The 20179-nt window shown below is 69.9% G+C and carries 17 protein-coding genes; 7 read left to right on the top strand and 10 right to left on the bottom strand.

What is annotated here, in order from left to right:
- Nucleotides 1-42: 42 nt before the first annotated feature.
- Entirely contained in the window at nt 43-1005 is a 963-nt protein-coding gene (locus BHS09_RS11345) for a class I SAM-dependent methyltransferase (RefSeq protein WP_174260520.1), read from the bottom strand.
- A 97-nt stretch (nt 1006-1102) separates the two neighbouring features.
- On the opposite strand from BHS09_RS11345, the gene BHS09_RS11340 reads away from it, so the two are divergent.
- A complete protein-coding gene (locus tag BHS09_RS11340) occupies nt 1103-2206 on the top strand; it encodes a hypothetical protein (protein ID WP_140797875.1) in 1104 nt (367 codons plus the stop codon).
- Between the two features lie 69 nt (nt 2207-2275).
- Here the strand turns inward: BHS09_RS11340 and BHS09_RS11335 are convergent, their stop codons facing one another.
- Nucleotides 2276-3922, bottom strand: coding sequence for a transglycosylase SLT domain-containing protein (locus BHS09_RS11335; RefSeq protein ID WP_237078236.1), 1647 nt, complete (start codon nt 3920-3922; stop codon nt 2276-2278).
- Between the two features lie 377 nt (nt 3923-4299).
- On the opposite strand from BHS09_RS11335, the gene gspC reads away from it, so the two are divergent.
- A complete protein-coding gene (gspC, locus tag BHS09_RS11330) occupies nt 4300-5169 on the top strand; it encodes a type II secretion system protein GspC (protein ID WP_140797874.1) in 870 nt (289 codons plus the stop codon).
- A 15-nt stretch (nt 5170-5184) separates the two neighbouring features.
- On the opposite strand, the gene BHS09_RS11325 is transcribed toward gspC, so the two are convergent.
- Both BHS09_RS11325 and BHS09_RS11320 read right to left on the bottom strand, forming a co-directional pair.
- Entirely contained in the window at nt 5185-6048 is an 864-nt protein-coding gene (locus BHS09_RS11325) for an NAD-dependent protein deacetylase (protein WP_140789608.1), read from the bottom strand.
- Nucleotides 6049-6176: 128 nt separating this feature from the next.
- On the bottom strand, nt 6177-7250 hold the full coding sequence (locus BHS09_RS11320) for an AbrB family transcriptional regulator (RefSeq protein ID WP_140797873.1): 1074 nt from the start codon (nt 7248-7250) through the stop codon (nt 6177-6179).
- Between the two features lie 89 nt (nt 7251-7339).
- On the opposite strand from BHS09_RS11320, the gene BHS09_RS11315 reads away from it, so the two are divergent.
- Together BHS09_RS11315 and BHS09_RS11310 are read left to right on the top strand one after the other, a co-directional pair.
- Nucleotides 7340-7813 carry a GNAT family N-acetyltransferase gene (locus tag BHS09_RS11315; protein WP_174258725.1) on the top strand — a complete coding sequence of 158 codons (474 nt, stop codon included), beginning with the start codon at nt 7340-7342 and terminating at the stop codon, nt 7811-7813.
- A 231-nt stretch (nt 7814-8044) separates the two neighbouring features.
- A complete protein-coding gene (locus BHS09_RS11310; RefSeq protein WP_140797871.1) occupies nt 8045-9436 on the top strand; it encodes an aldehyde dehydrogenase family protein in 1392 nt (463 codons plus the stop codon).
- 7 nt (nt 9437-9443) lie between these two features.
- On the opposite strand, the gene coaA is transcribed toward BHS09_RS11310, so the two are convergent.
- A complete protein-coding gene (gene coaA / locus BHS09_RS11305) occupies nt 9444-10397 on the bottom strand; it encodes a type I pantothenate kinase (protein WP_140789600.1) in 954 nt (317 codons plus the stop codon).
- 69 nt (nt 10398-10466) lie between these two features.
- On the bottom strand, nt 10467-11198 hold the full coding sequence (locus BHS09_RS11300; RefSeq protein WP_174258724.1) for a M90 family metallopeptidase: 732 nt from the start codon (nt 11196-11198) through the stop codon (nt 10467-10469).
- A gap of 117 nt (nt 11199-11315) precedes the next feature.
- On the opposite strand from BHS09_RS11300, the gene BHS09_RS11295 reads away from it, so the two are divergent.
- From BHS09_RS11295 to BHS09_RS39315, 3 genes are all read left to right on the top strand, one after another.
- On the top strand, nt 11316-12686 hold the full coding sequence (locus BHS09_RS11295; RefSeq protein WP_140797870.1) for a BamA/TamA family outer membrane protein: 1371 nt from the start codon (nt 11316-11318) through the stop codon (nt 12684-12686).
- 107 nt (nt 12687-12793) lie between these two features.
- On the top strand, nt 12794-13051 hold the full coding sequence (locus BHS09_RS11290) for a DUF504 domain-containing protein (protein ID WP_171440814.1): 258 nt from the start codon (nt 12794-12796) through the stop codon (nt 13049-13051).
- A 35-nt stretch (nt 13052-13086) separates the two neighbouring features.
- Complete coding sequence (locus BHS09_RS39315) at nt 13087-13593, top strand: hypothetical protein (RefSeq protein WP_237080320.1); 507 nt, start codon at nt 13087-13089, stop codon at nt 13591-13593.
- 8 nt (nt 13594-13601) lie between these two features.
- Here the strand turns inward: BHS09_RS39315 and BHS09_RS11280 are convergent, their stop codons facing one another.
- The 4 genes from BHS09_RS11280 to BHS09_RS11265 form a co-directional block, all read right to left on the bottom strand.
- A complete protein-coding gene (locus BHS09_RS11280; protein WP_174260519.1) occupies nt 13602-14390 on the bottom strand; it encodes a nucleotidyltransferase domain-containing protein in 789 nt (262 codons plus the stop codon).
- Nucleotides 14387-15682 carry a DNA polymerase beta superfamily protein gene (locus tag BHS09_RS11275; protein ID WP_140797869.1) on the bottom strand — a complete coding sequence of 432 codons (1296 nt, stop codon included), beginning with the start codon at nt 15680-15682 and terminating at the stop codon, nt 14387-14389. The genes BHS09_RS11280 and BHS09_RS11275 overlap by 4 nt, the downstream gene beginning before the upstream one ends.
- Nucleotides 15683-15760: 78 nt before the next feature.
- Nucleotides 15761-17179 (bottom strand): glutathione-disulfide reductase, encoded by a 1419-nt coding sequence (gene gor, locus BHS09_RS11270; RefSeq protein ID WP_140797868.1) that lies wholly within the window; start codon nt 17177-17179, stop codon nt 15761-15763.
- Between the two features lie 123 nt (nt 17180-17302).
- Entirely contained in the window at nt 17303-20137 is a 2835-nt protein-coding gene (locus BHS09_RS11265; protein ID WP_140797867.1) for a response regulator, read from the bottom strand.
- Nucleotides 20138-20179 lie beyond the last annotated feature (42 nt).

Below are 20179 nucleotides of genomic sequence, written 5' to 3'. Positions count from 1 at the left end.
GTCGACGCGCCTCAATCGGAACGCGGGCGGCGCAAGCCGTGGTCAGCCGCCCGCGCCCCGCACCGCCGTGAGGAGCAGGTCGTACTTGCCGCCCAGGAACGTGCGGAAGCCGTGCTGGTGCAGATAGCGGCGGTAGAAGGACAGGTCCTTCACCAGCAGCGACAGGTCAGGCTCGCGCAGGTTCCGCACCCGCGCGCCGTAGACGACCTCGCCATCCCGGAAGCGAGAGTTGGGAAAGCCCAGCAGCAGCGCCGAGCTCGGCTCCAGGTGCTCCTGCACGAGCTTGCGCAGCAGCGCATGGTCATCCACACCGGGGCTCTGCAGCGTGCCCACGGACACCACCAGGTGGAAGCGTCCCAGGTCCTCCGGCAACGCATTGAGGTCGGTGACGACGAAGCGATGCCGAGCATCGGGGAAGCGAGCGCGCGCCTCTTCAATGGCGCTGGCGCTGTGGTCCACCCCCACGAAGCGCACGTCCGGGCTTTCCTCGAGCCACGAGAACGCCGCCAGTTCATCCCCGCGATTGACGCCCAGGTCGAGCACGCGAGCGGACGCTGGCAACCGGATGCGCCCAAGCGCTTCGAGCCAGGGCAATAGGAAGCCCGCGTCCTCCAGCTTGCGCAGGCGCGCGAACGCGGAGGCCGCGCCGTAGCGTTCTTGCGGTGACACCGCTCCGTCCGCCTGGCCCCCCGCGTGCCAGGGCGCCTCGGGCCCCAGCCGCTCGAAGGTCAGCGCGATGTGCGTCGCATCCACCGCTCGGGGCGTGAGCAGCCGGCACGCGAGCCCCTCCGCCAGGTCGCACCAACTGCGCAGGGGCCGATGGAGCAGCGCGCCGGACGGGCCCACACGCTCGCCAGGGTAGCAACCCCTGCCCAGGTCCGGGTCTGGCACCTCGATGGTGACGGGCCCCGCACCGAGGGACGCCAGCAAGTGCCGCTGGATGTGGATCAGGGACTCGGCATGGAAGCGGCGAGGGGGCGAGGCGGACTCGGTGGGGCTCGGCATGATGCCGCGGAGCCTATCGCGGCATCTGTCCTGTTCCGTGGCTTCCGCGCCGTGCACAATCTCCCCCATTCGAAGGCCCGCACCGCCGAGGTATTCCATGCATCGGTTCCGCACCCCTTCCGCCCTGCTCGCCGCCGTCGCCCTCCTGGGCTGTCAGTCCAACAAGGAGGACAAGCCGGCCGCGCCCCCTGCCCCCGCCGCAGCGCCCAGCGCGGAGGCCGTGCCCGCACCTCCGCCCAAGCCCGCTCCGCCCCCCGCCGAGGCACAGACGGAGCTCGGCTACCTCAAACCCACCGAGGACGCCGAACACTGCGAATGGATGCGCCAGCCCTTGAAGGGCACGGCCACCCGCGTCTTCCGCTTCGACGCCTATTGCGACAGGTCCTCGGTGTCATGGAGTCCGGATGGCAAGCAGGGACTCCTCTTCACGTGGCCCTCGGGCGAAGGGGAGGTCCCGCGTGCCTGGCGCGTGGACGTCGCCGCGAAGTCCGGGCAGCCACTGGACCTGAAGTCCCTGCCCGGAGGAAACAGCGCCGGAAACCCCAACGAGCCCTCTGTGTTGCGCGTCGGCTTCGACGCGCAGGGCCGACCGGTGGCGATCGTCGTCCTGGCCTCTGAATCGAAGGGGCCCATCACCTTCGATGGCGAGAGCTTCCCCGTTCCGAAGGGCAAGGGCGTGCCGGGACTGGCCATGGCCTATCGCCTGGAGGACGGCGGCTGGAAGCGCATCGAGATCAAGGCGGCCCGCTTCCAGGAGGACTCGCCTTCCGAGTACGGCGTGCTCGAAGCGGAGGCGACCCTCACGCCGACATGGACGGCCTCACTGCCCACCCGGATTCCTGGCAGCAAGGCCGCGCCGACGATGGCGAAGGAACTGAATGCGCAGGAGTCGGGGAGCGAGGGAGCGGGCTGGTGGATGGAGCTGCCCGGCCCGGACGGCACGCTCTACTACCGGGCACGCCAGGAGGGCCCCATGCTCGTGCTTGGACAGCCCCTGCTCTGGGCCCGTGGAGACCAGCGCCTGTCCTTGAAGGACCTCACGGAGCCGGACGCGTACCTGGGCTTCCAGTTCGACCGGGGACTCCTGCTGGTCACCTCCTACGGAGGTTATGCGGCGGCCACCGTCTGGGACCCGAAGACGCAGCAGCGCGTGGTGTCCGTGCCGGACGTCTACGCGCCCGCCTTCTGGCCCACGCCCTGAGCGCCGGAAAGACGACGGCCCGGCGCCCACGTAGGGAGCCGGGCCGAAGTCGCGGCACGTCGCGGTGCGCTACGCGGGGCCGGCGCCGTTGTACCAGCCGGTGATCTTCCGCACGTAGTCCTGCGTCTCCTTGAACGGAGGCACGCCGCCGTACTTGTTCACGTTGCCCGCGCCCGCGTTGTAGGCGGCGAGCGCCAGCCGCACGTCACCGTTGAAGCGCTTGAGCTGCTGCGAGAGGTACTTCGTGCCACCCTCGATGCTCTGGCGCGGGTCCGTGCGGTTGGTGACGCCCAGCTCGCGCGCGGTGGCCGGCATGAGCTGCATCAGACCCACCGCGCCCGCGCCCGACTTCGCGTTCGGGTTGAAGGTGGACTCCTGCTGGATGACCGCCTTGATGAGGCGCGCGGGCACGTTGTACTTCTGCGACATCTCGTTGATGAGGTTGTCGTACTTGTTCGACGAGAAACCGCTCAGGTCGTTGTTGCCCTTCGCGGGGCCCGCGTTGCCCGTGCCCTGCGTACCGCCCGTTCCACCCGTGCCGTTGGTGGCGCCGGCACCGCTGGCCACGGTGGCGCCCAGCTTCGAGAACGCCGCGCGCGTCAGCGGACCGTAGTAGCCCGTGTTCTTCACGTTGTTGGCGGCCTGGAACTCCTTGAGCGCCGACTCCGTGCGAGGACCGAAGACGCCCGGGCCCGTGTTCATCTCGGCCTGGGTCATGTAGCCGCCCTTCACCAGCGCCTGCTGGAGCTGCTCCACGGCGGGACCGCGCGCGCCCTTCTCCAGGTCACCCGCGGGCAGCTTCATCCCCTTCACCGAGCCGCCCGAGGTCGGCGGCGGCTGGGAGCCCACGCCGCCCGTGCCACCACCACCCTTCGTGTTGCCCGGACGCGGGTTGCCGCCCGAGAAGGTCACCAGCTCACCCGTCGTCTTGTAGCCCTGGGGGCCGCCCGACAGACGGTTGCCCTGGACGTTGAGGGTGATCTCCTTCCCCGTGGCCGGGTCGTTCGCGTAGTAGACGGGCTTGCCGTTCTGCGTGCCACGGCCGGTGATGGTGATCCAGTGGTCGGTGCCGTTCGCGCCACCACCGCTGCCCGCCTTGTAGTCCACGCCCACGACCACCGGCCGGCCCGCGTCGACCTGCCGGTTGATGGTGTCCAGGTTCCACGCCTGCTTCGCGGCGCCCAGGCCGCCCATGGCCGCCGCCGAGCCCCACTTGAGCGCGTTGCCCGAGTAGCCGTTGTTGCGGTCCAGGTACGTGTCCATCTCCCCTGGGTTGATGGTCTTCCCGGTGATCTTGCTCACCGCCATGGCGGTGGCCGTCATGGCACAACCCGCCGCGGACAGGCTCGAACCGGTGCCCAGCCGCCGCGAGCCCCACTGCGCATCGCCCTGCTTGTAGAGCGGCGTGCCGTCACGGGACGTGGGGAACTGCCGGCCGTCGTCGTCGCGGACCTGACCGTTGGCGGCGCGCGTCGTCGTCGCCGCTGGGGTGAAGTTGTCGCCGCCCGCCGGACGGTTGGCCGTGCCGGAACCCGTCGTGTCACCACCCCGCGTGGGCGCGCTCTCGAACGTGTCCGGAATGGTCAGCTTCTGGCCCGCACGAATCTTGTTCGGGTCAGTGATGTTGTTGGCCTGGGCCAACGCGGAGACGGACGTGTTGTACTTGCGGGCCAGCGCGTTCAGGGTGTCGCCACTGCGAACGGAATGGGTCTTCAAGGCCAATACCTTTCGTCACCCGATGCGGCGTTGGGGCGGGGGATATTCACGATTCTCGCCCGTGACGAAACGAAGTTGCCTCATCCCCAGACAAACACTGGTATCGAAATTGTCAAATCTGACAGGACACGCCTGTCCGTCATTTCTGTTCATTTCCATAAACACCCAACAACGCGCGACGCACCGCGCAACGCGTGACACTTCTGTCAAAGAGCGCCGTGACAGCCTGTCACCCACACATCGCACCTCCGTGACAGGGAGGGCTGGGTGAGTCCCGTGCGGGCAACGCCATCAGAGTGCGCGCGGCCCCGCCCAGACCCTGGCCTCGTGCTTGCTCAAGGGCCGCGTGTCACTCCCGAACGCAAAGGCACTCGGCCATGGCCAACCCACTCCGGAAGTACTTCTGGCTCGTCACCACGACATTCATCGCACTCGCCATGCTGCTCCTGGCGAGCACGACCAACCTGCTCCTGGAGTTCGCACTCACTCCACGCATCTCAAACATGTGGGATGAGCAATCATTACCGGCAGAGGCTGCCTCACGCCCCCGCGCGGCATTGGAAGGCAGTCTTCTGGCAAAGCACACAGGACTGACACTCGACAAATCGCCGGAGCAGGCGCCGCCCTCTGGTGGCGGCACGGCCATGAACACGTCCCTGCGGCTGAAGCTGCTCGGCACCCTGGTGGCGCATGATTCGCAGTGGTCGCTCGCCTCAATCGAGGACCTCGACGCGAAGCGCATCCGCAGCGTGATGACCGGTGACGACCTGCAGGGCGCTCGCGTCGTCTCCATCGAGCGCGAGCGCATCACCTTCCTGGTGGACGGCCGGGAGGAGTTCATCCGCGCCGACCGCCATGGCGGCGTCTCTCCCTCCCCGGCCCTGGCGAACGTCGGGCCCGCGCAGACGGGCGTCCGCGCGGTGGGTGAGCACACCTATGAGGTGTCCCGCCGCGCTGTCGAAGACGCGCTTGCCAATATGGACGGCCTTCTCACCCAGGCCCGTGTGGTGCCGGCCTTCCGCGACGGCAAGCCCCAGGGCTTCAAGGTCTTCTCCATCAAGAAGGGCTCCCTCTACGAGCAGCTCGGCATTCAGTCTGGTGACGTGCTCCGACGCATCAATGGCGTCTCGCTCGACGCGCCCGACAGAGCCCTGGAGGCCTTCATGCTGCTGCGGGGCGCTCCGCACCTCGAGCTCGACATCGAGCGAGGAGGGAGTCCGGTCCGCAAGGTCTACGACGTGAAGTGAGCGCCGCGTGGCCCGTCAGCCCCGGACCAGTGCCGCCGCGAGCCGGGGGAGCGCATCTCCCGCCCGGGCCTCCAGGTGCACGTCCGCGAGTTCCACGCCCCGGCACTCCCCCAGGTTGAGGATGGCGATGGGCATCCGGCGCTCGGACGCGCGCACCAGGAAGCGGTAGCCGGAGAAGATGGCCAGCGAAGAGCCCACCACCAGCAGCGCGTCGCCCTCCTCCAACAGGGCGAACGCCGACGCCACGGTGGGAACCGGCACGTTGTCGCCGAAGAAGACGACGTCCGGCTTGAGCGTGCCGCCACACACCAGGCACGCCGGCACCTGGAAGGACGACAGCTGCTCGGAGGTCAGGTCCGCGTCACCGTCCGGACGCAGCTCCAGCACCTCGTGGGAGAAGCCAGGGTTGAGCGACAGCAGCCGCGCCTGCAACGCCTCGCGCGCCTCCTGCGCGCCGCACGCCAGGCAGCGGACCTGGGCCAGCGCGCCATGCAGCTCAATCACCCGTGAGCTGCCAGCGGCATGGTGCAGCCCGTCCACGTTCTGGGTGATGAGGCCTCGGACATGGCCCGCCTGCTCCAGCTCCGCCAGCGCAGCGTGCGCCGCGTTCGGCCGGGCCGAGGAGAAGCGCGGCCAGCCCATCAGGCTTCGCGCCCAGTAGCGCGCCCGGACCTCGGGACGCGTGAGGAACTCGCGATGTTGGATGGGGTTGCGCGCCCGTGCCCGCGTCCCTGGCCCCCGGTAGTCGGGGATGCCTGACTCGGTGCTGCATCCCGCCCCGGTGAGCACCACCGTACTGCGGCGCGTGAGCAATGAGGCCAGCGCCTCCACGCTCGGAGCGAGGCTGGGGACATACAGGGCATCGTGCGGGGCAGTCATCGCGGCCTACATACTAACCGCGCGTCCCTGGCCGCGCCGGACGTCCGCCCTCGCCTGGGCCCCGCCGGACGCACACCTGCCCCCGCTCGCTCAGGCACGCACGCCTGCCAGCCTGGCCAGCGGGGTGCTCACGCGTGCCGGGCGGGAGACAGCCTGCGCAGGAACGTCGGCGCGACGAGGAAGATCAAGAGCAGCCGTCCCACCTGGACCGCCAGCACGACGGACAAAGTGGCACGCGTGCCCAGCGCGATGGCCAGCACGGAGTCGGCGCCGCCTGGAGACGTCGCGAAGTAGGTGGTGAGCAGGTCCACGCCCGTGGCGGCGGACCAGCCCCACGCCAGCAGCAGACACCCCACCACCATCGCCACCGAGGCCGCCAGTGCGACGTGGGCGACGCGCTTCAGCTCCTGCACCGCCGAGGAATCGAACTGGCTGCCCACGCGCACGCCCAGCACCCACAAGCCCAACGGGAGGAGGCCCGGAGGCCACGCGCCCACCGGCAGGCCCAGCGCCGTGAGGGGGATGCCCAGCAACACGGGCCCCAGGAAGGCACCGGCCGGCAACTTCAAGCGCAGCCCCAGGACACTGCCCACGGCGGACACCGCCGCCGTCGTCAGCCATGCCCACAGCGGTGGCGGCGAGCCCGGCAGGTCCGCCGCGCGGGCCACCGCCACGTCCGGCGTGTCCCCCGCCCACCGCCCCACCACCACGGCCACGAGAATCACGATGCACAGGCGCATGAACTGGAAGAGCGTCACCAGCCGCGCGTCCGCGCCCAGCTCGTCGCTCAGCGCCACCATCGCGGACGCGCCCCCCGGCATCAGCCCCAAGGTGGCGGTGCGCGGGTCCAGGTAGCCCAGCTTCGCGCACACCAACGCCACGCCCTGCGCCACGGCCACGACGCCCACCACGGCGCCCAGTGACACGGCCCAGCTGTCCGCGAGCGCGCTCCAGGCCTCCGGAGAGAAGGACGAACACAGCGCGCCCCCCAGCACCGAATGCGCCACCAGCAGCCCCCGGCGCGGCACCGGGACGTGCACGGACAGCGTCAGCGACGCGGCGATCGACACCACCATCGCCCCCAGCAACGCCCCGGCAGGCAGGTGGGCGAGCTCCGCGAGTCCAGCGGCGAGCAGCGTCGCCACGGTGACGGCCACCACGCGGCGTGAGCGGCGTCCAGGCGCGGAGTCATTCGTCATCACGGTGCCGAGCGTACAATGAAGGATGGGACACGCGCCGGGTATCCGCCGAAGAGGGCCCCGCACGCTTACCCGTGCTAGACGCCCTCCTCATGCGACGCTGGCAATGGAAGTCCTTCCAGGCGCTGTCCCTCGACGAGTTGTACGACGTGCTCGCCCTGCGACAGGAAGTCTTCGTGGTGGAGCAGCGCTCCATCTACCAGGACGTAGACGGTTTCGACCGGAGCGCGGAACACCTGCTGCTCCACACGGAGTCGCAGGGTACCCGGCTGCTCGCCGCGTACTTGAGGGTGCTGCCTCCCGGTGTGAAGTATCCCCAGGAGAGCAGCCTGGGCCGCGTGGTGACGTCGCCCCGCGCACGGGCCCTGGGGCTGGGGCGCGAGCTGGTGGCACGTGGCATTGCCCGGCTGGACAGCCTGTACCCACAGGCCGCCATCCACATCGGGGCCCAGCACTACCTCCAGCGCTTCTACGAAGGCTTCGGCTTCCAGACGCAGGGCGACGTCTACGACGAGGACGGCATTCCCCACATCGACATGGTGCGGCCAGCGGGCGGGACGCGCTGACGCCGGGCCACGGCCTCGCGATGGGGGACGAGACCGAGGCCTGGCTGCTGCTGCGCATGGCGCTGCGGCACGCCCCCGCCCCCTGACGCCTGAGGCACGAAGGCTGGCGATGGGCCGACAACACTTCCCAAACGCCATCTGTCGCGTACCTCACGCGCCGCAGTGGCTGGGGCGGCCGGCAGCTTCGCGGGCCCATGACGCGATGCACGTCCATGGCTTTCCTGCGAGGCCATGAGCCAGAGCACTCACATCGTCGACAATCCCTTCACCGGCGACGTCGCCGCTTCGGTCGAGCCCACCTCGCCCGCGAAGCTGGACACCGTGCTGGAGCGAGCCCGCGCCGCGTCGCGCGCGCTGCGTGCCCTGAGCGTGGCGGAGCGCGTGAAGCTGGTGCTGCGCGCGTGCGAGGCGATGGAGAAGAACGCCGACGCCATCGCACGGGACATCACCCGGCAGATGGGCAAGCCGCTGTCCCAGTCCCGGGGTGAGGTGGGCGGCATGGCGGGACGCCTGCGCCACATGGCCGCCATCGCCGAGGAATCCCTCGCGGACATCGTCCTGCCGCCCAAGGACGGCTTCGAGCGGAGAATCGCGAAGGAACCGCTGGGCGTGGTGCTGGACCTGCCCGCCTGGAACTACCCACTCCTCACCGCGGTGAATGCCATCGCGCCCGCCGTGCTCGCGGGCAACGCGGTCATCGTGAAGCACTCGCCGCGCACGCCCCTGTGCGGTGGCCACTTCGCGCGCGCCTTCGCCGAAGCAGGCGCGCCCGACGGCTCGGTGCAGGCCATCTTCCTGGACTACCCAGGGACGGAGCAGCTCGTCGGTGACGCGCGTGTGGACCACGTCCTCTTCACGGGCTCGGTGCTCGGCGGCCACAAGATGCAGACGGCCGCGCGCGAGCGCTTCCTGCACATTGGCCTGGAGCTGGGAGGCAACGACCCGGCCTACGTCGCGCCGGACTGTGACTTCGACAAGACGGTGGAGAACATCGTCGATGGTGCCATGTACAACGCGGGGCAGAGCTGCTGCGCCGTGGAGCGGGTGTACGTGCACCGCTCGCTGTACGAGCGCTTCGTCGCCGCCGCGGAGCCACTCGTGCGCGCCTACGTGCTGGGCGACCCGGAGTCCGAGCAGACAACGATGGGCCCCATCGCCCAGCCCTGGCACCCCGCCGAGCTGCAGTCCTTCGTCCAGGACGCCACGAGCCTGGGCGCACGGCTCGTCACCGGTGGCCGCGCGACACAAGTGGAGGGACGGGGCCGGTTCTTCGAGCCCACCCTGCTCCGCGACGTGAGCCCCCAGGCGCGACTGATGCGTGAAGAGTCCTTCGGGCCGCTGCTGCCCATCGCGCCGGTGGACTCGGATGAGGAGGCCCTGGCGCTGATGAATGCCTCGCGGCTGGGCCTCACCGCGAGCGTGTGGACGTCCGACCGGGAGCGCGCGGACCGGCTGGCGCGGCAACTGGAAGCGGGCACCGTCTACATGAACCGCTGCGACGCGCTGGACCCCGCGCTGCCCTGGAGCGGCGTGAAGAACTCCGGACGCGGCGTGACGCTGAGCGCGCTGGGCTTCGACGCCCTGACGCGGCCCAAGGCGCTCCACTACCGCCTGCGCTTCTGAAGCGCGGCTACAGCTTGCGCAGCCTCACCCGCTTCACCTTGTGGTCGGGGCCCTTGAGGAGGATGAGGCGCGCGCGCGAACGGGTGGGCGCGATGTTCTGCGCCAGGTTGGGCCCGTTGATTTCGCCCCACACCGACTCGGCGAGCTGAATCGCCTGCTCGTGGTTCAGCTCGGAGAAGCGGCGGAAGTAGCTGCGGTCGTCGCGGAACGCCGTCTGCTGGAGCTTGAGGAAACGGTCCACATACCAGCGGCGGATGTCGTGCTCGTGGGCGTCCACGTAGATGGAGAAGTCGAAGAAGTCGGAGAGGAACGTCGCCGGCATCTGCTTCCCCTCCTGGGCCCCTGCCTGGAGGACGTTGAGTCCTTCCAGGATGAGGATGTCGGGCTGCCGGACGACCTGCGACTCACCGGGCACCACGTCGTAGACGAGGTGCGAATACACCGGCGCCGCCACCTCCGCGCGCCCGGCCTTCAGCTCCGCCAGGAAGCGCACCAGGGCGCGCCGGTCGTAGCTCTCCGGGAAGCCCTTGCGCTTCATCAAGTCGCGCTCGGTGAGGACACCGTTGGGGAAGAGGAACCCGTCCGTCGTCACCAACTCCACGCGCGGGTGGTCCGGCCACCGCTTCAGCAGCGCCTGGAGGATGCGCGCCGTCGTGCTCTTGCCCACCGCCACGCTCCCGGCAATGGCGATGATGTACGGCACCTTCTGTGCCGAACCTCCCAGGAAGGCTTGCTGCTCCGCCCAGAGCCGCTGCGCCGCGGCCACCTGCAGGTTCAGCAACCGGGACAAGGGCAGGTAGACGTCCACCACCTCGTCCAGGTCGAGGTGCTCTCCCAGGCCCCGCAGTCCATCAATCTCCTCGGACCCCAGCGGCAGAGGCGTGGCGGCACGCAGCGCCCGCCAGGCCTCCCGTTCCAGGTCGATGAACATGGAGGCGGACGGACTGGTGGCTGAGGCCATGGATTCCACTCCAGGAGATGAACATCCAGGCCGCCGCGTAGCACAGCCGGGACGTTCGCGCTCGGACGTTCAGGCGCCAGCCGCGGGATCCCACCCGTAGAAGCGCTTCAGCTCCTCATAGAGATCCGGCGTCTTCTCCTGCATTTGCCGGGGTTTCTCGAAAAATGATTCGGTGGCCACCGCGAAGAACTCGGCCTCGTTGAGGCCGCCATAGTCATCCAGGACCTGTCGTTCCCGCCGCTGGCCCTGCTGAAGTTTGTGGAAGTGCTCGCTCATCACCGCGCTCCAGACCCGGTAATGCGAATACGCGCGCAGGTTGGGCGTGCCATCGAAGGCGCCGTCGGCCCTGTCCAACACGTGGGCGAACTCATGCGTGGCGGTGTCGTGACCATCGTCCGGGTTGCGCAGCCCCGCGAGCACCGACTCCCACGAGAGGATGACGGAGCCCCAGTTCTTCGCCTCGCCCAGCACCCCGCCCGTGCGGTCCGGGATTCGGAAGGCGCCGGGATAGACGATGACCTCCCGCAGCCGGTCGTAATACGACAGGCCCAGGTGCACCACGAGCTGCACCGCGGTGGCGGAGATCACCACGCGAATCTCGTCGGTGACCTCCAGGCCGCCGGCGCCGATGAACTCCTTCTCCCACGCGAACACCTTGAGCTTGTCCAGGAAGGGCTGCCGCAGCTCCGGGGAGAGGCTGCGGAAGAAGGGCACGCGCGCGTCGAGGTAGCCCAGCCAGGCCTCCGGAAAGGGGCGGCGAAGCAGTCGCCGACGCCGGAACTGGCGAATGAAGGAGAGCATGCGCCCTGGCATAGCAGAGGGGCACGGCGCGAGGAGCACCTCCCGGGACGAAACTGGAGGTAGATTGCGCCTCGCGGGCGCTGGCCGGCAGCCCCTTTCACGGACGTGCAACGAGCGATGAGCAGACGCGTGTGGGTTCGATGCGCGGCGCTGGGGCTGAGCCTCCTGGCGTCCCAGGCACCGGCGCAAATCACGGAGTCAGACCCGGTCGTCGAGGAAGTGGTGGTCCGCGGCCCGGAGAAAACCCAACCGGACACGGTGCGCGCCTATGCGCGTGTGGGGGAAGGAGACCCGCTCGCGCTCGAGGACCTGGCCAAGGTCGAGCGGCGGCTGGTCGCCACGGGCCTCTTCCAGGAGGTGAAGGTCAGCTACGAGCCTTCCGGGCCGGGCCGGGTGCGGCTGATTCTGGAGGTGGAGGACAAGGCATCCTGGGTGGTGGCGCCCACCTTCGTGCTGCAATCCGACAACGTCGGCGGCGGCGTGCTGTACGCGGAGAACAACCTCTGGGGCCGCAGCAAGAAGTTCGCGACAGCGGCCCAGGTGAGCACGGCGGAGAGCGGCGTCTTCGCGGGCTTCCTGGACCCGAACCTCTTCGGGCTGCCCCAGCTCCGCTTCAGCCTGGAAGGCCAGCTTCGCAGCGACCGGGTAGACGAGTACCAGGCCGGCTCCGGCCAGCGGCGCCCAGAGGTGGTGCGACGGACGCGGATGAACTCCGCGTCCATCGCCGGAGAGCTGGGCTTCCTGCTGTTCGAGCGCGTACGTGCGGCGGCCAAGTACCGGCTGATGTCCATCGACGCGAAGTCCCCCGACACCTCCGAGGAGGTGACGACGCCCGCGTTCTCCCTGGGCCCGTCGCAGCAGGATGCGTCGCTGCGGCTGATGGTGGGCATCGACACGCGGCAGAACCTGCACGCGGTGATGGAGGGCCTCAACCTGGAGGCTTCCTACGAGCTCTCCAATCCTGGCGTCGGCAGTGACTTCCGCTACGAGCGCTTCGGACTGCTGTACCGCCATGGCCTGCGGCTGGTGGGTGAACACAACCTGGTGCTGCGCGGCGAGGCCGTGGCGGGGGTGGACCTGCCGTTCCATCAGGAGTTCGTGATGGGCGGCAATTCATTGCGCGGCTTCGTCTACCGCCAGTTCCGGGGCGACACGCGACTGTCCTTCACCGCCGAGTACCACTTCCCCCTCTTCACGGTGAACCCGCTGTCCTTCCGCGGCGTCGCCTTCTCCGACACGGGGATGATGATGTGGCGCAAGCTGCCCGGTGACCGGGAGCTGAGGGACGTCAATGGGCGCGTGGTGCGCAGCTACCTGCCCGACGCGGAAGACGGGCTGGGCAACGCCACGGTGGCCCAGGGCGTGGGCGCCGGCCTGCGGCTGTACCTGCGCAACATCGTGCTGCCCCTGGTGGGCGTGGACGCGGCCTACAGCGTCAACTCGGGCGAGTTCCGCTTCTATCTGGTGGCGGGGGTGAATCCGTCCTAGGGACGACACGTCAGGCGGCCCCGTGGTGGGGCGTCGGGTGCGGCGCGCCATGCCTCCATGTCATGAGGGCAGGCGCGTCTCCCCTCCCCGCTTCACGCGAGCCCGCCATGTCCGACGAACGCTTCACGACCAGCCGCGAGGTCTACCACCGCATCCAGTGGGACCCGCGGTTCGACCCCCGCGAGTTCACCATCGGCTACGACGCCCATGGAGAGACGCGCGAGGAGATGCCGTTCGCGGCCTTCGTTCCGGACGGCGAGATTCCCTGGCACCGCGTCTGGTACTTCAAGCGGGGCCACCAGGTGGTCTGGGACCGCGAGCAGCGCTTGGACCTGCTGGATTCGCCGCAACCTCCGCCCGGGTAGCGGGTTGAAGGGGAACGGAGGCGAGAATCACGAGCATGTCGCGACCCCTGCTGGTCGTACTTGGAGTCGTCCTGGCTGCCTGTGGTGAATCGGACGCGCCCACCCCGGATGGTGGAGCGTCCCCACCCGCCCCGGACGCGGGAGTTCCCCAGCCCGACGCGGGGAGCCCGCCTGACGATGCCGGAACCCCGGAGCCGGACGCCGGCTCACCGTGGGCCACGGTGACCTCCGTGCAGGAGGCACGCGTCGCAGAGGCGGGTGCCTCCGTCCCGGGACTGGGCCTCGCGGTGTACGACGCGCAGGACCGGAAGGTGTACGAGCACATCATCGGGGACTTCGCGCCGGACCGGCGGGTGGCCGTGGCGGCTCCCGGGACGCGCTTCGAGTTCGGATGGACGCCCTGGGCGGACCGGGACGCGGGCGACTACGCCGTCCTCGGGATGCACCTGCAGCGGGATGACCCGGGCGCGGGCGTCGTCAGCTTCGCGATGCGCCTCTCCACGGAGGTGAGGCCCCTCATCCGGGCGGCGCTGGCGCCCTGAACCAGCGGCTATCCGTCGAAGCGCCTCCGCCGCAGGTCCAGCATCCACGCCTCCAGCGCGGCCACGGCCTCGTCGGGCGGCGACTCGGGCAGCACCGAGTCCGCCCGCGCGGCTTCGAGCACCTCGAACGCACGCGACACCTCGCCGCGCCACCGCTCGCTCAGGGCCTCCGGAAGCTCGCTCTTCTCCCCGCGCAGCTTCTGCTCCACCAGGGCATGGGCATCCGCGAAGCCGTACTGAGACAGCAGCTCCGTGACGTCCGTCTCCACCACGCCGGTCCGCAGCGCATGGGACCCCGTCAGCGTGGTGCGCAGCACGTAGAGCAGCCGCTTCGCCGACCGGAAGCCGCTCTTCTCCCACTCGCGCAGCTGTCCCTGGGCAAAGCCGTTGTAGTGCCGGTACATCTTGCGCGACAGCACCGCGCGCACCAGCGGACGCAGCGACTCCAGCTCCGGAGACACGCGCAGGGGGATGGCCCCCAGCACCCGCTCCAGGTAGTTCCCATTGCCTTGCAGGATGCCCTGGAGCACCGGCAGCAGTTCGTTGGACGAGTAGTCCACCTCCACGCCCTCCAGCACCTCCAGTCGCTCCGTGGGGACGTGCACGGGCTGCAGCGTCAACAACGCCGCGGTATGCGCGACGTGGATGGACTTCAGGTCCAGGTCGCTGTCCGGCGAGGGGAAGCCATAGGCGTGCGCTCCGGACAGGGAGACGACCAGATGCGAGCGGTGCCGGGACTCCTCGTCCAGCACCCGGTCCGCCATCGCGCGTTGATGTTCCGTCAAGGTGCCCTTCATTCCGAATCCCTCCACGCCATGGCCGGGGCCTCCGGCGCGTCACGTCCCAGTGGCCCGGGTTCCTTCAGCACCCAGCGCCGCGCCAACTCCTCGCCCACGCGCCGCAGCAACCGGTCCGCGCGTTCGTAGTCCGGATGCTCCGGCAGACGGCTCTCCCGGTGTGCGGCCTCCAGGTCCGGCGCCAGCGCCTCCGCGTCCCGCAGCACGTCCTCCAGCGGCACGCGGCCCGCCTTGATGTCCAGCAGCCGCGCCTTCAGTGCGCCAGAGGCCTCGAAGGCGGGCGCGCCCTCGCGCAGCCACCCCGTCGCCGTGGCCACCAGCCGCAGCAGGTTGTAGGCGTTCTTCGGGTGCAGCTCGCGCGCGGAGGGAGGCCGCTGACCGCCGCTTCGCGCATAGGCGGTGAGCGCCTTGAAATCATTGGCCGCCAACAGCCCCTGGTCCCAGAGCGAGCGGTAGAGCTGCTTCACGTACGTCTTCGCCGCCAGCAGCGCATCCTGCGCCGACGGCGCCTCGCGGGGCGACACGGCCGACAGCCGGCGCGCCACCTCGTCCAGGTCCGGCGCGGGCTCCTCGCACAGCCACTCGAGCAGCAAGTCCCGATGCTCCGCCAGCCGCTGGCTGCGCGTGAGCTTGTCGAGCTGGCTCATGGCATACCGCCCGAAGCTGCCGAACAGGGCCTTGGACACGAAGGCGTCGCGCTCCGCCAGGAGCCACTCGCCCACCGGGTCCAACGCCTTCACGCCCGGAACGAAGAGCGTCTCCAGCGTGTTCGGGTCCGCGCGGAGCGCCTGCTCCACCGCCTTGTGGACTTCCCAGTACGTGGTGCTGCCATCCGCGCTCACCAGATCCCTGGGCGCGTCGACCAGTCCAAACCGCCAGGGGAGCGGCAAGGCGAACACGCCGCGCACATCCACGTCCGAGCGCTCGTCGGCCAGCCCCCATGCATGGCTGCCCACGCGCGTCTCCAGCACCACACACGGCGTCAGCGCGCTCCAGGCCGCCTCGCGGCGCTGGGCGAACTGCACCTGCCCCGGACGCCGGGGCACCAGCTCGTCCCGCGCGAACCACACCTCCCCCACGCCGACAATCTGCACGTCGAAGCCGCCGTCATGCGCGCGGACCACGCGGCCCACCACGCCCTGCGGGATGCGACGGCCTCCGGAGGCCAGGCGCTCCACGCGCGTCGTCACCTCGGTGCCGTGGGGCAGCGGCACCGACAACCGGTCCACCTGCTCCAGGCCCCGGATGCGCGCGCCGCCTGGGGAGGGAGCCTCCGTCGATGAATCACTCATGGGGTCGTCACCTCTCGAATCGGTGCGAAAGCCGCCCAGGGACGGCGGGACGAGCGCCGCCCTGACCCGAGGCGGGCCTCAACGCCGGGTGGACGCCGCCGCATCATGGCCCAACTCCGCCGCCATGCGCTCGTCGGGGTCCGGCCGCTTGTCGCGCAGGGTGACGAACTCCTCGGCCGCGGTGGGGTGGATGCCCACGGTGGCATCGAGCTGCTTCTTGGTGACGCCACACTTCACCGCCACCGCCAGTCCCTGGATGATTTCCGGCGCGTCCGTCCCCACCATGTGACAGCCGAGCACACGGTTGGACTCGCGCTCCACGACCACCTTCATCATGGTGCGCTCGTTGCGCCCGCTCAGGGTGTGCTTCATGGGGCGGAAGCTGGTGACATAGATGTCCAGCTTCCCATGACGCTCCCGCGCCTCCTGCTCCGTCAGTCCCACCGAGGCCACGGGCGGCTGACTGAACACAGCCGACGGCACGTTGGTGTGGTCCATCTGCATCGGGTTGTTGTTGAAGAGCGTCTCCGCCAGGGCGCGCCCTTCCGAGATGGCCACCGGCGTGAGGTTGATGCGGTCGGTGATGTCGCCCACCGCGTAGATGCTCTCCACCGAGGTGCGGGACCACTCGTCCACCACCACCGCGCCCCGTGTGTCCAGCACCACCCCCACTTCCTCCAGCCCCAGCCCCCCCGAGTTGGGAACGCGCCCGGTGGCGAACAGCACCGCGTCCGCCTCCACCGTCTCGCCCCCGCCCGTCAGCAGGCTGACCCCGCCCTCGGCGCGCTTCTCGATGTCCCGGATGAAGGTGTCCGTCATCAGCTCGATGCCCTTCTTGCGCATCTCCTCCGTGAGGAAGGAGCGCACGTCGTCATCGAACCCGCCCAGCACGCTGGCGCCGCGAATCAGCATCGTCACCTGGGAGCCCAGCCCGTGGAAGACGCCCGCCAGCTCCACGCCGATGTACCCGGCCCCGACGACGGCCAGCCGCCGAGGCAGCTCTGGGAAGGACAGCGCCTCATCGGAGGTGACGGAGTGCTCGATACCGGTGATGTCGGGCGGAAGGTAGGGCCGCGAGCCCGTGGCAATCAGGATGCGCTCGGCCGTGTACAGCTTTCCGGCCACCTCCACCGTGTGCGGGTCCACCACGCGCCCGCGCCCCTCCATCAGCGTCACACCCGAGTCGCGCAGCAGGCGCGCATACACGCCACGCAGCCGGTCCAACTCCTTGTCCTTGGCGGCCAGCAGCTTGCTCCAGGTGAACAGCGGCTCCTGGACCGACCAGCCGTAGCCCTCCGCGTCCTGGAACTCCTCCCGGAAGTGCGCGCCGTACACCAGGAGCTTCTTGGGCACGCAGCCGCGGTGGACACACGTGCCGCCCACGTCGCGGTCCTCACACACCGCCACCCGGGCCCCGTGTGCCCCGGCCCGGCGGCTTGCCGCCACACCGCCAGAGCCGCCGCCAATGGTGAACAGGTCGAAGTCGTATCGGGCCATGCGCTTTGAATCTCCTCGGTGGCATTCGCGAATGAACCTGAAGAGATAGCGCTCGGATGGGGCGTCGCGCACCGTCGACGTGCGCCTCCGTCGCGTAATCCGGGCCGCCCCACGCGCCGCGTGTCAGCCGCCGGACAGGGCCAGGACGCTGTCACGCAGGCGGCCCAGCAGCAGCCGCGTCACTTCCAGCTCCGTCCGGCACCGCTCGAGCCGCTCGGGCATGTCCTCCAGCAGCCCGGAGTCCGCCTGCACTTCGATGTCGCGGGCCTGCGACTCCAGCGCGCTGGCGCCGAACCAGGCCGCGTTCGACTTGAGCGTATGCGCCGCCCGGCCCAGGTCGTCCGCGTGCCCACGCACCAAGGCCGAGTACGCGTCCTCCAGGAGCGCCGGCATGCTGTGCAGCGCGGTGTCGATGAGCTCGGGGAGAATCTGCGCCGCCTGTGCCCCCAGCTCTGCCCACAGCCGGGCGAGCGCGGCTGACTCCAGGCCCGGGATGCGCGCCGCGTCCGGCAGGCCTTCCATGACGGTTTGCAGCGGCGTCAGCGCGACCGCGCCGCTCGCGACCCGCCGCTCCGGTGCCACCTCCGAACGCCGGGGCTGGCAGCGCAGCAGCGCCGCCGTCAGCGCCTCCACGCGGATGGGCTTGCCCAGGAAGTCGTCCATGCCCGCCGAAAAGCACTGCTCCCGGTCGGAGTCCATGGCGTTGGCCGTCATCGCGATGACCCAGGGCTGCGCCTTGGGCGGCAGCTCCTGGCGGATGCGGCGCGTGGCCTCCAGGCCGTCCATCTCCGGCATCTGCAGGTCCATGAGGACCGCGTCGTAGCGCTTCTGGAACAACGCCTGCAGCGCCTGGCGTCCGTTCAGCGCCACGTCAGCGCGGTAGCCGAGCCGCTCCAGCACCAGCAGCGCCAGCTTCTGATTGGTGGCGTTGTCCTCCACCAGGAGGATGTCCAGCGGTACGGTGTCCCCCGGCCGCTCCCCCGGAAAGGGCCCTGCTCGCGAGGGCCGCGTCTGCCGGGGCTCCGGGAGCTGGGGGAGGTGCTGCGAGAAGCACGACACCAGCGCGTCGTAGAGCTGCGAGCCCTTCACCGGACGCGACAACACGCCCGCGAACAGGCCCTCGGGGGGATTGCCCCGCCGGCCCGGCGTCGACACCAGCACCAGGGGAAGGGCCCGCGTCTCCTCGCGCCGCCGGATGCGCTCGGCCAGCGTGGTGCCATCCAGCCCCGGCATGTGGTGGTCGATGAGCACCGCGTCGAACGAAGCCCCCGCCTCGAGTTGGGCGAGCGCCTCCATCCCCGACGCGGACTCCACGGGCACCAGGCCCCACGCCTGGAGCTGCCGTCCCAGCAACCTTCGGAACAGGGCGTTGTCGTCCACGATGAGCACGCGCCGGCCCTGCAACAGCCCCTGCTCCTGGCGCGGCTGCACCGCGTAGGCCTGTGGCGCAGCCTGGGCGCGCAGGGTGAAGCGGAAGGTGGTGCCTTGTCCGGGCACGCCCTCACTCTCCACCCAGATGGTGCCGCCCATGGCCTCCACCAGCCGCTTGGAGATGGCCAACCCCAGCCCCGTACCACCGAAGCGCCGCGACACGGAGGCATCCAACTGGTTGAACGGCTGGAACAGCCCCGTGCGCCGGTCCTCGGGAATGCCGGGGCCGGTGTCCTGCACGCTGAAGGTCAGCTCCCAGTCCGCCGCGCCCTCCGCGCTGCCCAGGGCCGAGCCCTCCACGCACACCACCGCGCCGCCGTGCTCGGTGAACTTGAGCGCGTTGCCCACCAGGTTGAGCAGCACCTGACGGAGGCGCGACGCATCGCCCACCAGCATCTGCGGCAGCTGCGGCGCGAGGTCACACCCCAGGTCCAGCCCCTTCTCGCTGGCACGCACGGCCATCAGGTCCAGGACGGACTCCACGCACTGGCGCAGGTCGAAAGGCCGCAGCTCCGCCTCGAAGCGACCGGCCTCTATCTTGGAGAAGTCCAGCACGTCGTTGAGCAACGTCAGCAGCGCCTCGCTGCTCTGCCGGATGGTGGCGACGAAGTCGCGCTGCTCTTCCGTCAGCGCTCGGTCCAGGAGTAGACCCGTCATGCCGATGATGGCGTTCATCGGCGTGCGGATTTCGTGGCTCATGGTGGCCAGGAACAGGCTCTTGGCCTGGTTGGCCGCCTCCGCTGCCTTCCGTGCCCGTTCGAGGTCGGAGATGTCGTGGTAGATGGCGATGAAGCCGAGCTGCCGCCCGCCCACCGACACCGGCAGCGCCCGCAGCTCCACGTCCACCACACTGCCATCCTTGCGGACCCGCCGGGTGACGGAGCGCAGCCGCCCACGCTGCACGACCTCGCGCGACGCCTGCTCCGCTTCCGGGAGGACGGTGGGCTCGGTGGCGACCAGTTCGAAGATGTGCTTGCCGAGCGCTTCCGCCGGCGAATACCCGAACAGGCGCGTGGCCTCGGGGTTCCACGACAGCACGCGGAACTGGCGGGTGATGGTGATGATGGCCACCGGGCTGTTGATGACCACCGCCTCGAAGAACTCCTTCTGCTGCCGGAGCGAGGCTTCCACCTCCAGGCGGGCCGTCATGTCATGGAGCTGCAAGACCCAGCCCCCGTCCCCTTCTCCGGACAGGGGCAGCGTCACCACCCGCAGGTAGTGCGCGGGGCCGGAGCCGCCTGGGCGCTGTCCGGCCAGCTCCGTCTCGCGCAGGGCGGCATCTGCGGGAGCGCGGGGCTCGGGCGGACGCCAGCCGGGCAGGAGCAGCCCCACCGGCTGCCCCACGAGTCCAGCACGCGGCCCGAAGATGCGTTCCGCGGCGCGGTTGACCTCCACGATGCGCTGCCCAGCATCCAGCACGAGCACCCCATCCCGCGAGTGCTCGAAAACCGCTGCATGTGCGCTTGACGCCAGGTCAGCCACCCTTCCCCCTGCCACGAGAATGAAGGCCCGCTCGGACCGCATCATGCCAGACGCGCGCGCGGACCAGGACGGTGTTGCAACGAACCG

This window comes from Myxococcus xanthus (assembly GCF_006402735.1).
In the GTDB taxonomy this organism is placed as follows: domain Bacteria; phylum Myxococcota; class Myxococcia; order Myxococcales; family Myxococcaceae; genus Myxococcus; species Myxococcus xanthus_A.
This window is presented reverse-complemented; position numbering and strand designations above follow the sequence as displayed.

Bases quoted from the DNA above. Each gene is read 5' to 3' on its own strand.
- BHS09_RS11345 (WP_174260520.1), bottom strand. From the start codon at position 1,005: ATGCCGAGCCCCACCGAGTCCGCCTCGCCCCCTCGCCGCTTCCATGCC.
- BHS09_RS11340 (WP_140797875.1), top strand. From the start codon at position 1,103: ATGCATCGGTTCCGCACCCCTTCCGCCCTGCTCGCCGCCGTCGCCCTC.
- gspC (WP_140797874.1), top strand. From the start codon at position 4,300: ATGGCCAACCCACTCCGGAAGTACTTCTGGCTCGTCACCACGACATTC.
- BHS09_RS11325 (WP_140789608.1), bottom strand. From the start codon at position 6,048: ATGACTGCCCCGCACGATGCCCTGTATGTCCCCAGCCTCGCTCCGAGC.
- BHS09_RS11315 (WP_174258725.1), top strand. From the start codon at position 7,340: ATGCGACGCTGGCAATGGAAGTCCTTCCAGGCGCTGTCCCTCGACGAG.
- BHS09_RS11310 (WP_140797871.1), top strand. From the start codon at position 8,045: ATGAGCCAGAGCACTCACATCGTCGACAATCCCTTCACCGGCGACGTC.
- coaA (WP_140789600.1), bottom strand. From the start codon at position 10,397: ATGGCCTCAGCCACCAGTCCGTCCGCCTCCATGTTCATCGACCTGGAA.
- BHS09_RS11300 (WP_174258724.1), bottom strand. From the start codon at position 11,198: ATGCTCTCCTTCATTCGCCAGTTCCGGCGTCGGCGACTGCTTCGCCGC.
- BHS09_RS11295 (WP_140797870.1), top strand. From the start codon at position 11,316: ATGAGCAGACGCGTGTGGGTTCGATGCGCGGCGCTGGGGCTGAGCCTC.
- BHS09_RS11290 (WP_171440814.1), top strand. From the start codon at position 12,794: ATGTCCGACGAACGCTTCACGACCAGCCGCGAGGTCTACCACCGCATC.
- BHS09_RS39315 (WP_237080320.1), top strand. From the start codon at position 13,087: ATGTCGCGACCCCTGCTGGTCGTACTTGGAGTCGTCCTGGCTGCCTGT.
- BHS09_RS11280 (WP_174260519.1), bottom strand. From the start codon at position 14,390: ATGAAGGGCACCTTGACGGAACATCAACGCGCGATGGCGGACCGGGTG.
- BHS09_RS11275 (WP_140797869.1), bottom strand. From the start codon at position 15,682: ATGAGTGATTCATCGACGGAGGCTCCCTCCCCAGGCGGCGCGCGCATC.
- gor (WP_140797868.1), bottom strand. From the start codon at position 17,179: ATGGCCCGATACGACTTCGACCTGTTCACCATTGGCGGCGGCTCTGGC.
- BHS09_RS11265 (WP_140797867.1), bottom strand. From the start codon at position 20,137: ATGATGCGGTCCGAGCGGGCCTTCATTCTCGTGGCAGGGGGAAGGGTG.